13 protein-coding genes and 4 pseudogenes are annotated in these 13238 nt (G+C 40.8%); 5 read left to right on the top strand and 12 right to left on the bottom strand.

The features are described from left to right. The first annotated feature begins 256 nt into the window (after positions 1-256). The gene (locus DP_RS10525) at positions 257-637 is read left to right on the top strand and encodes a hypothetical protein (RefSeq protein ID WP_041277895.1); all 381 of its coding nucleotides are present in this window, start codon (positions 257-259) and stop codon (positions 635-637) included. Positions 638-1438: 801 nt separating this feature from the next. On the opposite strand, the gene DP_RS10520 is transcribed toward DP_RS10525, so the two are convergent. The 9 genes and pseudogenes from DP_RS10520 to DP_RS10480 all read right to left on the bottom strand — a co-directional run bounded on the left by DP_RS10520 (position 1439) and on the right by DP_RS10480 (position 6877). After that, positions 1439-1693, bottom strand: a complete 255-nt coding sequence (locus DP_RS10520; protein WP_011189294.1) for a carboxymuconolactone decarboxylase family protein — start codon at positions 1691-1693, stop codon at positions 1439-1441. 17 nt (positions 1694-1710) lie between these two features. Continuing rightward, positions 1711-2136 carry a hypothetical protein gene (locus tag DP_RS10515; RefSeq protein ID WP_011189293.1) on the bottom strand — a complete coding sequence of 142 codons (426 nt, stop codon included), beginning with the start codon at positions 2134-2136 and terminating at the stop codon, positions 1711-1713. 211 nt (positions 2137-2347) lie between these two features. Then, a pseudogene (locus DP_RS10510) lies at positions 2348-2738 on the bottom strand (Fic family protein); the annotation flags it as partial. 265 nt (positions 2739-3003) lie between these two features. Next, complete coding sequence (locus tag DP_RS18370) at positions 3004-3714, bottom strand: TIR domain-containing protein (RefSeq protein ID WP_011189291.1); 711 nt, start codon at positions 3712-3714, stop codon at positions 3004-3006. Beyond that, on the bottom strand, positions 3695-4108 hold the full coding sequence (locus DP_RS18365) for a hypothetical protein (protein ID WP_011189290.1): 414 nt from the start codon (positions 4106-4108) through the stop codon (positions 3695-3697). The genes DP_RS18370 and DP_RS18365 overlap by 20 nt, the downstream gene beginning before the upstream one ends. 104 nt (positions 4109-4212) lie before the next feature. Next, positions 4213-4998: a hypothetical protein gene (locus DP_RS10495; protein ID WP_156792269.1), complete on the bottom strand. Its 786-nt coding sequence runs from the start codon at positions 4996-4998 to the stop codon at positions 4213-4215. 408 nt (positions 4999-5406) lie between these two features. Further along, positions 5407-5847: a hypothetical protein gene (locus tag DP_RS10490; RefSeq protein ID WP_011189288.1), complete on the bottom strand. Its 441-nt coding sequence runs from the start codon at positions 5845-5847 to the stop codon at positions 5407-5409. A 14-nt stretch (positions 5848-5861) separates the two neighbouring features. Beyond that, entirely contained in the window at positions 5862-6482 is a 621-nt protein-coding gene (locus tag DP_RS10485; protein WP_011189287.1) for a hypothetical protein, read from the bottom strand. 17 nt (positions 6483-6499) lie between these two features. Next, entirely contained in the window at positions 6500-6877 is a 378-nt protein-coding gene (locus DP_RS10480; RefSeq protein ID WP_011189286.1) for a hypothetical protein, read from the bottom strand. Between the two features lie 340 nt (positions 6878-7217). Between DP_RS10480 and DP_RS10475 the strand changes: the two genes are divergently transcribed. Beyond that, the gene (locus DP_RS10475; protein WP_011189285.1) at positions 7218-7592 is read left to right on the top strand and encodes a hypothetical protein; all 375 of its coding nucleotides are present in this window, start codon (positions 7218-7220) and stop codon (positions 7590-7592) included. A 182-nt stretch (positions 7593-7774) separates the two neighbouring features. Here the strand turns inward: DP_RS10475 and DP_RS19230 are convergent. Both DP_RS19230 and DP_RS10465 read right to left on the bottom strand, forming a co-directional pair. Beyond that, positions 7775-7943 (bottom strand): annotated as a pseudogene (locus DP_RS19230) (acetyltransferase). A 203-nt stretch (positions 7944-8146) separates the two neighbouring features. Beyond that, positions 8147-8782, bottom strand: a complete 636-nt coding sequence (locus DP_RS10465) for a hypothetical protein (RefSeq protein WP_156792268.1) — start codon at positions 8780-8782, stop codon at positions 8147-8149. Positions 8783-9151: 369 nt separating this feature from the next. Here DP_RS10465 and DP_RS19225 point away from each other — a divergent pair. From DP_RS19225 to DP_RS18585, 3 genes and pseudogenes are all read left to right on the top strand, one after another. Then, positions 9152-9239, top strand: a pseudogene (locus DP_RS19225) (pilin); the annotation flags it as partial. 1130 nt (positions 9240-10369) lie between these two features. Continuing rightward, a complete protein-coding gene (locus DP_RS10455) occupies positions 10370-11590 on the top strand; it encodes a tyrosine-type recombinase/integrase (RefSeq protein ID WP_011189281.1) in 1221 nt (406 codons plus the stop codon). A 17-nt stretch (positions 11591-11607) separates the two neighbouring features. Continuing rightward, positions 11608-11834, top strand: a pseudogene (locus tag DP_RS18585) (IS1 family transposase). A gap of 106 nt (positions 11835-11940) precedes the next feature. Here DP_RS18585 and DP_RS10450 read toward each other — a convergent pair. Further along, entirely contained in the window at positions 11941-13059 is a 1119-nt protein-coding gene (locus DP_RS10450; RefSeq protein WP_041277893.1) for a GGDEF domain-containing protein, read from the bottom strand. Positions 13060-13238 lie beyond the last annotated feature (179 nt).

Here is a 13238-nt window from a genome sequence, read left to right as displayed (position 1 = left end):
GCGTGGTGTTTTTTTTGGGCCCTGTTATTGGCATAATTGTATCCAAATTCATAGCCTTGCTCCAAATTTTAGGCGGGCTGTATGGAGGGTCTCTGACCCGCCGGTTCTGGTTACCGGTACGCCAATCCACATGGTATGCCCTTTTTGTAATTGGCGACAACGAACATCCCTTCTATGGTGAGGCTCTTAACAGCACCATTCGTCTCTGTCTTAAAGATGTCCGCACCCTTATTCACAAAAGAGGAGGGTGGTAAAAATGGACCGTGATCTCCTCAATCACTGGAGCTGGGAAGAAGAATCCTTCACTTTTGCTCAAGCAATTATCGATCTGTATCTGCGAGCCAGTTACAGGTCCCGCACTCTACGAATTAACGGAGCATTCTTTTCCATCGGTCGTGGTCAGCAGGCCCGTTCAGAGGTCAGCCGCGCGGTAGTGACTATATGGAACGGATACGACAGCTGGCCAAAGGGGGAAGCGTTCCCCCCTTTGCACCCCATGCCGCCCCGGCCCAGTTGCCAAGCCCCACGAGAGTTTAAGAAGGCTAGCTCAAATAGCTCAAACTCTATTTCCGCCAACTTCTCCGCTGCTCAGCTTGGTAGAATGGGCATTGCCCCCAACATGGGAGGGGGCTGGTGAAAGGTGGGGGGGGCAGTGGCTTGGCTTTTTGCGCAGTTTGTGGCGTCGGTTGGAAGGGAAGCCATCAGCCGTCAGCTTTTACCTTTTGTTGGATGTGATCTTACGGACTGCCTTCTACTTTGACTTTAGGTTATGGCAGTTTTCCTGCCTCTACGGCATTTTAAGTAGACTGCATGCTAACAACAAGATTGCCTGATTTGCAATGTTTTTTGGATATGTGTAGGAGACTTAGGCGTTTGTTGCAGAAAACAACAAGGGGGCTTTAGATGATTCTCCAGACAGGCTAGTGTAAAGGGGGAAGGGATAAAAAGGGAAATCAGCTCTGGGTTGTAGGGTTTGGACAAGGCTCTGTTTTTCGGTTAGAGTGAGATTCGAACTCGCACGGGCCGAAGCCCATGAGAGTTAAACGCCTGCATCACCAGCGGCCTAGATGAAAGTTGATTAACGATGAACCTGGCACCGTTTTATTCAATTCCGGCTTTGACATGGCACTTATGTCTCAAAGATGCAATTTACAGGGCAAACAGCAGCACAATCAATACAGGCATCAGCATTGATCACATAAGCCATTGATAAATTCTCCAAAATGTTTTGTAGCTAGAGTGTTCAACGTTAGCAACCATTGACACTCCTTTAGGTTGGGTTTATTCCTAGCACTTGTTTTGTGAACAGGTGATCGGTTTCTTTTTGACTTATATTCTACTGATCAAGCAAGATTAAGACTAACCCTACATGGCAGGATAGTTTTCATTTTAACGCCGCTAGTCGGCCGCGCGGCTTTTTGCGTCGGCTACATTAACATCAATCATACCAATCTCTTTCAATAGTTCCACCAAGAGAAAGCATAACAGAGCAGGTTTCCATGAGCTCATTTAGTGTTGCTCCTGCATCAATAGCCTTTTGTGTTTGTCCTAAAATACAACCCTTACACCCCATAACTATAGCTGCACCCATTGCCATCAGCCGTTTGGTTTTAGTGTCCAGAACGCCAGACTCATAAGTTTTATTGTAATGGGCTTGGTATAGTTCTCCCTGTTCCCCTTGCCAATCGATCAACTCCCAGAAATTATCACTTATCTGCTTGTTATGTGTTTTTCACCTTTGATGACTAAAAAGCTAAGAAATCCAAATAATATAAATGTGACAAATGCTCTCGCGGAAAACATGTAATATGAGATTAGATAAATAAACTCACTTGTATTAATCACGTCTACATTTTCACCTACAACCTTTATCAATTCTGATTTCAAATCTATCGAATACTCCATCGTTTGCCAAAGGAGATAGTAATGCATGATTGCCATCGCAATGATCACAACTAGACTAACTATTTTATTTAACTTTGGACTAGTCAGATAGCTTCTAGCCTCACGAGACGTAATAATCCATCCAATTGCACCAAGTAATAAACCGATCGTTGCCCAGATGATATTCATATGGGTATCGTAATTCTTAGCAAGAAGAGAAATTATTAGATCTCTTTGATAAATATTGCTCATTATAGACTCCTAGTTGAATCAACCTAAAAACATAACAAGTTATTATCCAGTTTTCTGGTATCATTCCAGATAAACACAGACTAGCATTTACTAAGAATGATATCATAAAAGCGGCATCAACTCAAAGAGGTTTGACTTTTGTAAACACTCTGCCACCTATAGGGCCACCAGGTAAACGGAGAAGGGGGTAGAAGGGCGAGAAGTGTATTGCATCTGGTAGATGATGATCTGTACTGGAGATAATAACATTGTTTTTTCTATAGGTTCCAGCATGCTTATCATCAATATTTTTCAATACCAACTGGTGGATGGATTTGATCTGGCACTCTGAGAGGATCTGCCCTTTCTCCACCAACTCTTCGACAAAGTAGATGGCCTCCCGGTGGTTGATCGCCTCAAGATGTTCACGTATGGTCTTGCCACCAACAGCAATACCTTCCAAGACAACTTTAGTCTCTTTCAGGGTCAGGCTGTTACCCTCTATGGCACCAGGTCCAGCGCAGGACAAGATCTTCATGAAGGTTTGAGACTACCTCGGCAGGCAAAGGGCGGTAAGAATCGAGGTTTTTTTTCAAATAATCCAGTTTTGTGTAGTCAGCCATATTTTTTCTTCTTTGACTTCAAATTATGCCATTTTCACTGCCTTTACAGCATTTTGCTGTTTCATTGTAACACCAAGGTTGGCTCTCTAGCAATGCTTTTGGGCCAGAAAGGGGCAGGGACAAAAAATAGCAGAGGGTTGTCGGCATTTCCAGAAGAGGAGCAATACGATTGTTTAACTTTTAAATAATCGGCGTCACAAAGTTGCGTAATAAGAAATGAGCGGAGCAGCTTTGTGACGTTCGAATTAGTTTTACTATGAAGCACTTAATCAACGATTTTCTCTCGTTCTAAAATTTGTCGTATTTCATCAAAAATTGCCGAAATATTTCCCTTGGGAAACCTTATTTGACCTAAACCTTGAATATTTGAAAATTCCTCACAACCTTCTTCTAATACGACGATGGCTCGTTCAAAGCCAAGCCGACCTTGGAACAATCCTACTTCATGAACTACATTCATTCGAGCGTGCATATTACCATCTTGTTGCTCATCTTCAGCAGTCATAACCAAAAATGCAATACAAGATTGATCAAGCATTTGTGCAAGTCGAGTTATATTTGTGACTCCTGCAACAGGGACTCTATTAAACTCATCCCATGGTAAATGGAGCCTCTCACTTACAAAATCTTTGAGTTCTCTCCAATAATGAGAGCGACCATGCCCAATAAAAATATTTGTTCCAATGCGATCTTCCACCACTGATTTTTTTTCTAAGTTACGCATGTGATTAGCTATTTTTAATGTTGTTTTTTTAAGGTTCGAACATGATTGAAAGGGTTGCATAGTTGCGTATGCTTTAGATAGTACAGCAATATGAGGAGGAACAACTAACCCGCAATGTACGGCTAAAGAATCTCTTGACATTATTTGGCCTGTTGGCCGTTGATATTTCAGAAAATCATCTTCGGAAAGTATTTTTTCAGATTCTATTTTATCAACAAGCCCTTGGAGGAAACTATCTTTTTCTCCTGGCAAATTCGAGTAAATTATTGACTAGTAAATCAGATTTTGAATCTTCATACAGTAACGTTGCTTGGTCTCCATCACTGGATAATTTATCAGTATTGGGGGCACCAGCTTGTTGATTAATATAACTCACCACGTCATCAAAACTATACTCAAGCCAAGCACCTCTTGACCCCCCAGAAAAGTTATTTTCTAATCCCCATTCTGCACTAAATACTGCCCCAGGAGGTGGCGTTTCAAAGGCAGTATAATATACTCTGGAATGATACCCCAACCAAGACCCACTCCATGACTTACCAACAGCGGTAGCTGAGTCAATTAAGTTTTGAATCTGTGGAGTCTTATAATCACTATATGCCCCTAAATTATTAGCGATTTTAAATAATTCTTTTGAAATAGACATAACTGCTCCTGAAATATGATACTTTTAGGTCGAGCACCGGCACCACTGGGCAAATTGGGCACACAGCGAAAAATTGATCCGCGTGCTTTCGCTTGTTAAAACTTCTACTCGCTGGCACTTTTTATCTCTTTCAACATTCTTGTGCCCATATAAATTGCCTCATGGGCATACCTCTCTGACACTTGCTGTCCATGTATTGCCGCATTACAAACCTTCAGAATGTAATCGAAAGAGCTACGCATATTTTCGTACTTTGGGTATTGGATCGTGAATTGCCTAAATAGCTGTCTAGCAGATAGGAACGTCCCTTTCATTGCATGTGGGTCAGCTGTAATAGTTCGTTTTCTGAGAGCTTCACGCAAAGATTTTTCAATTTCCATGCGAAGTTTCGCAAGCGCAAAATTGAAGTCTCCGTCTGCCTCCCTGATAAAAGTGGAAACACTTTTTTCAATAGTGGATGCCTCTTCTGGTTTTTCAATAGAGGCATCAAGGTCTTCTTTCGCTTGCTGTGCCTCAGCTTGACCTGGAAGATTAACATTAACAGTTTGATTTACGGTATTCGAAATGGCGGTGATCATGTTACTATAAATACCGAGAAACTCTCTTGTCTCAGTTTTAAATTCACTTACCTCTGTTTTGACTTTTTCGACTTGTTTTTCATAGGTAAGCAACCTGCCAATGCTCATTTTTTTCGCGATTGGCAAAAGGAAGAAAAATGCTGAAAAAACCAGCAGCATTATTGCTGATGGATTCAAATCCTTTTCTGGCGGGATTCCAATAGAATAAAAAGCCAATAAAATTAGAGTGGTTGCAATTAACCGACAAAGAAAAGGGAATGTATCGAAAAATAGGATTTTTTTTATCGTTTCTAACGGTGATACCTTGCTCATAAGCTTTGACATTGGCGTAAGATGGGGAAAATCTACGGATATCACCTATCGGTAATATTTTATCCGTCTATCATGAAAAAATGAGAAAAACCTCTCAAAGAGAATCAGGCATTTGCCATCTTTTTTTACATATAAAAAATTTATATTTATCTAGATATACAGGAAAAAAAGGTGAGAGACAAGGTGCATTTTTCATGAGATCCTCTTTCAGAGCGTAAGCACATTGGCCGCGAGGTATTTGTTGCAGGGACTGCTAGTATCTTGAATTTTCTCTGTATGTATTTGTGCAGTTTTGTTTTTTTCCGTTTTTAATAAGGCTCTGGATTATTATTTGTTTTTACTAAAAAAAACTTTAGCTTTTATTTAGATAGTTGGGATCTCAATAAAGACCCCAACTAGCTTTTCTTATTATTTTTCTGCCAATTCAATGCGGAAGCTTCTTGGAGATTCCTGTTCTTCTAGTAATTCATTATTGCTATTGTATAGTCTTATAATGACGCTTAATTGCCCAGGCCCTTTTGCTTCTATATTGTTGATCTTTGCATAGGCGCTAGAACTGATAAAAGAATCTTTACTTGAAAGCTTTTCAGTTTCTATTTCTTGTTTGCCAATGAGGGTCTCTTCTTTATTTATTTTTATTGTTACAGATAATGAAGATACGCTTTCATATATTCCATTTTGAGGAATTTGCACTCTAACCATCATGCAAAAGACAATTCTTCTTGGCCAATTTTCTCCATTTTCTTCTTGGGAGAATACCATGGGGGTTTCTAGTATTCCCATTAAGGAATATTGATCTCCTACTTCATGGCGAATATCTTCGCAAATAATAAAATCTGTGATTTTCATAGTAATCTTGTTTTTTATGATAAAGAACTTTTTACAGTAAGTTCAGATTGTGTTTGGTTGATTCTTTTTGATTCTTTTGGTGTTGTTGAATCGTTATGAATATTAACAGTAAAGCTAATATTTATATTGTTTTGTTGAACCCCAATAAAATTTAATGAATTGAAAGGAGGTTTGTCATTGGACATATTTAGGTGGTAATCGACGCAAGCATGACCAAATATTGCAGCCATTTTTTCAGGATTATATTTGCTTTGTGCAATTTTAATTAACCAAGGGAATATGGCAATTAACTTTACAAGTGTTGTGCCGGATCGAGTTGGCTTGGTCCCGTTTTTCCATTTGCTAAGTGTGCGTTGTGGTAGATCAAGAGATCTTTCTATCCCAGCTAAGCTATGGTGATTTGATAGTTCAGTGAGTATTTTAGATATAGTTTCTGATCTAGTATCAGCCAGGGCATTGTTTATTATTTCATCATTATCTATAGAAAATTCTCCGTCCATTCCACATTCTTGACATTCTTCGTAGAGTGTCTCTATATGTGTTTCTTTATCTAGGTGATCGGTGAATATTTTTTTTATTTCTTTTTGTTGAGTAATGTTATGAGAACCGCAAGCGGGGCATGTAAGTTGTGTCATAGCTATTTCTCCTGATCTTAAAAGTTTTGGTTTAACATTTTCTGATCAAATATACTTCCAAGCGTAGGGTTGGGATTGTTAGTTTTATGCAATGATTTTAGTACCCAGAAACCAGTTAGGTAATTGTGGAAAAAAGCCAAATATAATTGTTCGTGCAAAGAAGTGAAACTGTAAGCATAAACAGTCATTTTGTTCTCTGGGTTTGGGTTTTTTTCCCAAATTTTAGAGTTGATGTATGTTGGTGTTTCGATGCCACCATCACCAACAAAGGCTTTTATTGCTTCTTTTGTGTGCAATCCTAATATGTTACTTGCGTCTGAAGAAACTTGTCTGTTTATTGCTACTTTTTTTGGTTCCTCGGAGCAGATAGCACAAAATTTTTTTAGGTTGTTCATAGGATATGTCTTTAATTTGCTCCAGTCAAGTAGTTACCCATAGTGGGTTGTTCTGTCAATGTTTATGTACCTATGCGGATAAACTGCTAGGTTTTGTGGGTTTTGACCCAAGGCAAGTTGTGCCCAGCGTAATCTATATTTTGTAAAAGATCCTGGCCTGTTACTAATATTGCATTGTTATGCTAGCGGAAGGGGAAACCCCTTCCGCTAGGCGATTTTCTTTCCTAGCGTGCTACTTCATACACTGCAAATAGATGTTGCTGACGTACCAGCCGGAGCGGTATTTTTTATGCAGGTAGGTTTCTCTTTCTGCTGAGAAGTTGCGGCCTTTGGGTTTGTAGTGGCGGATCGTTGTCTCGGTGTGGGCAGTGTCTTCCTTTTTGCTGTTGTCCAAGAAGATGTCGACGTTGAGTTGCTTGCAGGGGGCACCACCCTTAATGAAACCTTTGGTTTTGATTGTGCTGCCTGTCTGGCGATAGCTTACCTTAACTTTTCGTCCATCGATGTTGAAGGTGTCGGTCCGTTGGGCGAGGGAAGAGTCGCCCCCCCCTCTAAGAGCACAATCTTAACAGCTAAAACAATTTGTACAGCAGTTGTTAGGACATGGCAACCACCTTTTTTCTTTATGTTTTTATGCCCATGGATGGGAGGTATGCTGCGGTGGCAGGGATGCCAAGGAGCGGCGTTTTCCAGAGTACCACTATGTGGTATCTAACAAAGAGTAGGAGATGTGCTTAGACAGCAATTTATGAAGGTGAGGGTAGATGCTAGGGCATTGAAGAGAAAAGGCTATTCTCCATGCCAGAGCACTGTCCGTGAGAGGAAAGAGAGGGGTATCCTTGCTTGGCAAGGAGGATGATCAGGATGAGCTTGAGTGCACTTAGATGTTATTCTCTTTTACATATCAGCCAATTTTTTAACAGGCCCTATGTGTTCTTAAAACTAATTTTGTTTCCGATTTTACGATCTGTTTGCCGCTTCCCCCTGATAAATTGAGGTTTTTCTCTGCCTTGATCTTAGGTCGGGCAACGACCTTCACCCCGTATAGTTCTATATTTTTGTTCATCATCATTCCCTCAAGATCCGTCTTTGATATTTATTACAATCTCTCTGCATATGAAAATATAACCTAAGACCAGGTCCTGGTATATCTTTCGTTTGGAAAGGGGCAGGCAGCTTGAAGAGAGCAAAACCTCAAGCAAAGACCTCGGCAGCAAACTTGAAATCCGCCATAACCTGATGATGGATCATCTCTTGAAGGGGTGAGTGTTATAATAGATCACTATTTATACTTTCTTCAATTATAGCAAGTAGGCTTGGATATGAATTGATAAAATTTTCCATATGAAACGCTAGAGTTTCGTCTGGCATTTCTTTAGGAGTATTTAGCAATAAGGAACTGATACCTGAATACATGCTTTCTGCCATGGAAACAAGTTCGACAATGGACTGGTCCTCTTTTTGTAAGATAATGTCTAATTTCACTATATTTTTTTTGATTGAAATGAAGTGTTTTTTTTGGGCAAGAAAATGGCTGTGTTGAGTTTCGTAGAATTGTGCGTAAGAAAATTTAAAGACTGGAGATCCTGTGTCAGTCATTATTTTACTGTGAATTTTTAATTCTCTTATGGCATATTTTATTTTGACAATACATTGAAAAAGAGTGTCATGACGTAGTTTTTTTTTCCAGTCATTTATTGTTTTTAGTGCAACAACTAAAAGCCCAATAGTCCCAACTCCTGCCATCCATGTTCCCAGATCTGAGAAACTTCCCAGTATATCTCTACGTATTTCGGGTGAGCTTGTGAATGTGGCACAAATTACCCCAATAATAACAGCAAGATTTACGAAACAAGCTGTGACGGTGCCATGCTTTTGCCAAAATGCTTTCACTTTCTCTGCCATGCCTGCTCCATTTTTTTTCGTGAATAAGATCAACAGCTTCACGGTGAACATACATAGTCTGTATGAATTTGTCAGCATGGTCTCTGCAGGTCTTCATCGGTTTGTCGTGATTCTGTGGAGAAAGTGAACTGGCAGGGAAGGGGGGCAGGCAGCGTGAAGAGAGTAAAACCTCAGGCAAAGACCTCGACACCAAACTTGAAATCCGTCATAACCTGATGATGGATCATCTTTTGAAAGGATAAATCATACAACTAAGGATAGATATACGACTGAGGGGAATTTTTTTTCATTGCCTTTATAAGAATGATTCTATAGGCTAAAAGAATACTTCTATCAAAGAGATAGCTAAAGAAAGCAAGGATAACCGAGATGAAACAACCCCAAAAGGGATTCACCCTGATCGAAATCATGATCGTCGTGGCAATCATCGGCATTCTCTCCGCCATCGCATTCCCTTTGCTTCGCGACTATGTCATTCGGGCTAAGGTCACAGAGCCGTTAGCCGAAGTTGCTAAGGCTAAAAATGATTTGAGCGTGTTTTATGCCGAACATAACCGCTTTCCCGTCAACGGTGCTGAGCGCGCGGACTTTAAATATTGTTAACTCAGACAACACCCACTATCCGAAGGCTTAGGGTTAGGAAGGTTAAGGGAGAGGTCTGTAATGTCAAAGCCGGCTGCCCGAAAGTACGTATAGAGGCCAAGTTACAAAAGGATGTCTATTTCCGTATTGACGGTAATAAACACAGTCAAATTAGAATGGAAGGTGATGCCACCTCTGAAGGCAGTATCACCTGGACCTGCGGACCAAATAATGTGCAACCATTCAAACTAGAATGGCTTCCATCGACTTGTCGAGAGCCAGCGTCATAAACCAAGTCGAGCATGAGCCAAGTTTTATAATATCCCTTCTTATTAACGGAACTAAAGTTAAGGCTTTGAAATACTAAGTAAAGCAGTATTTTCAGATCATGGGAAAACAACTTATATCGCCTCTGGAAAGTCTTTCCTTCCATCAACGCAGTCGGTAAAATACTTATAACAGATAAGTATTGAGAATGTCATCTTATCCATGTAACAGCTTATCTTCTTAAAAAAGATTCAAGAACTGATAGGAAGGACAAGGGCATGGGAAATGGAGTAATATATTGGGGCTTGAGGTTGAACAAAAGCAATGCCATAATGAAGTAATGGAATGCTTGTTTAGAAAATAAAACCGAGTAAAAATAATAGGAAGGAAATAAGGCTCTAAAAAATGTAGTCAACTGGAAAAAAAAAGGACCTAAGAGAATATCTCTTAAGTCCTTGCATTTCTTGGAGCCAACAAGCGGGATCGAACCGCTGGCCTACGCTTTACGAGGGAGTCGCTAGGCAATCACGCAAAATCACCGCAGATAATTTTATGACGCAATTACATTGACATGGAAGCAAAACCCTCTTATTGTTATCACGATTGGACACGGGGAATAATGGAAAATAATGGCGTTTACCGTCCCATTACCGTCCCACAGCCGTCCCACATTTAAAGACTACGCCTAGTTAGGTTGGGCCGTAATTTGGGTATGATTTTAAGAGAGGTGATGCCAAGATGAGTGATAATAAATTTAACTTTACTAAGACGAGATTGGTAAAAATACAGAATACCACGGGCAAGGATATTCATTTTTTCGACACAGGTATGAAGGGTTTGATGTTGAGAGTGAAGGCAAACGGCCGCAAGATATTGAGGGCTCGTATCTGGGACACTTCCAAGAAAAAAGAGGTGCAAGAAAACTTGGGTGAATTTCCTGAACTTTCCATCAACGACGCCAGAGACATTGTGGTTGCCCGAGTGTCGGATATTGCCAAAGGTATTGATGTACAGGAGAGAAAAAAGCAGGAACGGGCCGAGCAGTCACTCGACGATGTTTTTGACATTTGGCTTAATACCCATGCAAAGCTGAATATCAAGAGATGGCCTGAAGAGGTGAGACGCTATGAGCTTTATATAAAACGACGGTTAGGGAAAAAAAAGCTTAGTGAAATTACTCCCGATGTGATTCTGACCTGGAGAAATGCTCTTCTTAAACAGAAGAAACAGCGAGGAAATGACTGTCTGTCAACCGCTATGGCACATAGAGCTTTTGTTACACTCTCCTCCATTTTTGGAAAGGCTGCTGCAAATATCGATAATCCATGCAGCAAGGTGCAACGGTATAAGGAAAAAAAACGAACGGAGTTTTTAGGTTCGGACCATTTAAAGCAATTCTTCAGCCGCCTTGACCATGAAGCAACAGATGAGCTCCTACGAGATTACCTCCTGCTCTCTCTTTATACTGGTGCTCGTCAAGCAAATATTCGATCTATGCGCTGGTCTGAAATTGACCTGAAAACTCAGTTATGGATTATACCCGCTGATAAGAGTAAAAATGCAGAGCCGATGGTTATCCCTCTGGCCAGTCAGGCTATCACTATTCTTGCGAAGAGAAAGGAGAGGTATGGTGGTGACTTTGTTTTTATCTCTCATAAAAGTAAGACAGGACATATAAATGAACCCCGGCGACTATGGAAAAAATTCTTAGCAGATGCCGAATTACCAACAAGTTATCGTTTTCATGATATCCGCAGGACATTGGGGAGTTGGCAGGCAATATCAGGATCGAGTACAAAGATAATTGGTGCTTCCCTGGGACATAAGTCAGAGCAGGCCACGGCACACTATGCCTATCTGACGGTGGACCCTGTCCGCAAAAGTGTGGAGAGAGCTATTGAGGCAATGCACGAGGCGGGTGAGAAGGAGGATGTATCTGGGGAAAACGAACAACTATAACCAGTTGTAGGTGTAGTGTGGTCGTGTTGGTAACAGGAATATCCAACAGTGGCTATGGTACGCATGGGAGCTATGCTGAGTTGCCTGGGGAAAAGCATCTTGTGAGGAAGCTATGGCAACGCATTGAACGGCATAATCTGAATTTGCGAACAAGGCTATAAAACGGCTCAATTGCAAAACAATCGGATTTTCAAAAAGCACCGAACTGCACGTTATCGCACATATAAAACGAGCAGTTTGCTAAATAACAAATTGCGTCACAACCACGAGCCGGATGCATATTCTGCTACTTATCGATCTGCCTATTTGATAGCCAATTCGAGCTAATATGGCGAGCTTTTTAGCAGGGTTCATCGTATTTTTATCATTTTTGAGCGGACGCAGTTTCTACCATCGTTTTTTGCCATATAAGCACCTTCATCTGCTGCCTTAAGCAGATCGCTGACCTTGTTGATTTCTTCGTTATTACAGGCTACCCCGATGCTGACGGAGCCCTGCCAATAATTGTTGCCAAAGACTGTTTTTGTCTGAGATACATTTTTCCTGATTCTCCTGGCAATTTCCATCCCCTCCTTAAGAGGTGTCCTGGGACAGATGATAAAAAATTCATCCCCGCCAAGTCGGCAGACAATATCTCTGGCCCGGACCGAGTCAACCAGTATCTTGGCAATATTTTTGAGGACAAGATCGCCTGCATCGTGGCCATAGGTGTCATTTACCTCCTTAAAGCAATCCACATCTATTATAAAACAACAGAGAGGGTGGGAGGCGATTTTGGACTTGTCCCAGAGCAGGTGTATTTGATCCATGGCATAACGTCTATTGGCAAGTTCCGTGAGGGGATCGGTTTGGGATATTTTTTCCAGGTCTCTGTTGGCCTTTCGCAGTTCTGTCGTTCGCTCCTGTACCTGCTGTTCCAGATTTCGGTTCAGTTGGCTGAGTTCGTTGTTGCGCAGGGAGACGGTTTCAAAGAGTTGGTTGAGTGCCAGCAGAAGTGGTTCGTTGTGCCGTGTGTTCTGCTCTTGCTCCTGTCGATAGGCGAGTGCTGGAGATATACCGTTTTTTATGGCGGTTATCTGCCTGGCCATGCTTTGATCAATATTGAGTATATGGTCATCCAGCCAATGGATGAGAAAAGCTAGTATTTGACGAAAAAAATTATGGTTTGTAAAATCAGGATTGGTGGTAAAAATTTTTATTTGTTGGCTAAAAGCATTGTGTGTGTCTATATGTTGAGAAATGAAAAGTGGATCTAACTTCTCGGCCAGCATGATCTTTTCTTCTGTTTTAAAATGATTTTGCGCATAGTCCATAAGTTCTTTGGAGACGTGCAAGATGAAGTCCTTATCTATGGTGTTTTCGCTAAAGGCAAAGACGAATTTATTTATAACTTCGACAATATGATGGTGTTGTTCATCAATCTTGCTAATTCCTGTTGTAAATGTTTTGTCCCAGATGAATGTTTTCATGAACACTCTCAGTACGATAAAGGTTTTATATAAAATTCAAATTTCCCAAGATCACTCTCTAATATTATCTATTTAAGGCAGCTAAAGAAAGTATATTTTGTACCCAGAAGGTGAGGCCTGGCAAACGGGTCGTGATGCCAAAACGTTGAAGTGATGGTATAGTGTACTTTTTTAAGGTT

Origin of the sequence: Desulfotalea psychrophila LSv54, assembly GCF_000025945.1 — a bacterium.
Taxonomy (GTDB): domain Bacteria; phylum Desulfobacterota; class Desulfobulbia; order Desulfobulbales; family Desulfocapsaceae; genus Desulfotalea; species Desulfotalea psychrophila.
Note: the sequence above shows the minus strand (reverse complement) of the source record. Positions and strands in the feature narration are given on the sequence as shown.

What these genes read in the sequence shown, in the direction of transcription:
- DP_RS10525 (WP_041277895.1), top strand. Translation starts at nt 257, where the DNA reads ATGGACCGTGATCTCCTCAATCACTGGAGCTGGGAAGAAGAATCCTTC.
- DP_RS10515 (WP_011189293.1), bottom strand. Translation starts at nt 2,136, where the DNA reads ATGAGCAATATTTATCAAAGAGATCTAATAATTTCTCTTCTTGCTAAG.
- DP_RS18365 (WP_011189290.1), bottom strand. Translation starts at nt 4,108, where the DNA reads ATGTCTATTTCAAAAGAATTATTTAAAATCGCTAATAATTTAGGGGCA.
- DP_RS10495 (WP_156792269.1), bottom strand. Translation starts at nt 4,998, where the DNA reads ATGAGCAAGGTATCACCGTTAGAAACGATAAAAAAAATCCTATTTTTC.
- DP_RS10490 (WP_011189288.1), bottom strand. Translation starts at nt 5,847, where the DNA reads ATGAAAATCACAGATTTTATTATTTGCGAAGATATTCGCCATGAAGTA.
- DP_RS10485 (WP_011189287.1), bottom strand. Translation starts at nt 6,482, where the DNA reads ATGACACAACTTACATGCCCCGCTTGCGGTTCTCATAACATTACTCAA.
- DP_RS10480 (WP_011189286.1), bottom strand. Translation starts at nt 6,877, where the DNA reads ATGAACAACCTAAAAAAATTTTGTGCTATCTGCTCCGAGGAACCAAAA.
- DP_RS10465 (WP_156792268.1), bottom strand. Translation starts at nt 8,782, where the DNA reads ATGGCAGAGAAAGTGAAAGCATTTTGGCAAAAGCATGGCACCGTCACA.
- DP_RS10455 (WP_011189281.1), top strand. Translation starts at nt 10,370, where the DNA reads ATGAGTGATAATAAATTTAACTTTACTAAGACGAGATTGGTAAAAATA.
- DP_RS10450 (WP_041277893.1), bottom strand. Translation starts at nt 13,059, where the DNA reads ATGAAAACATTCATCTGGGACAAAACATTTACAACAGGAATTAGCAAG.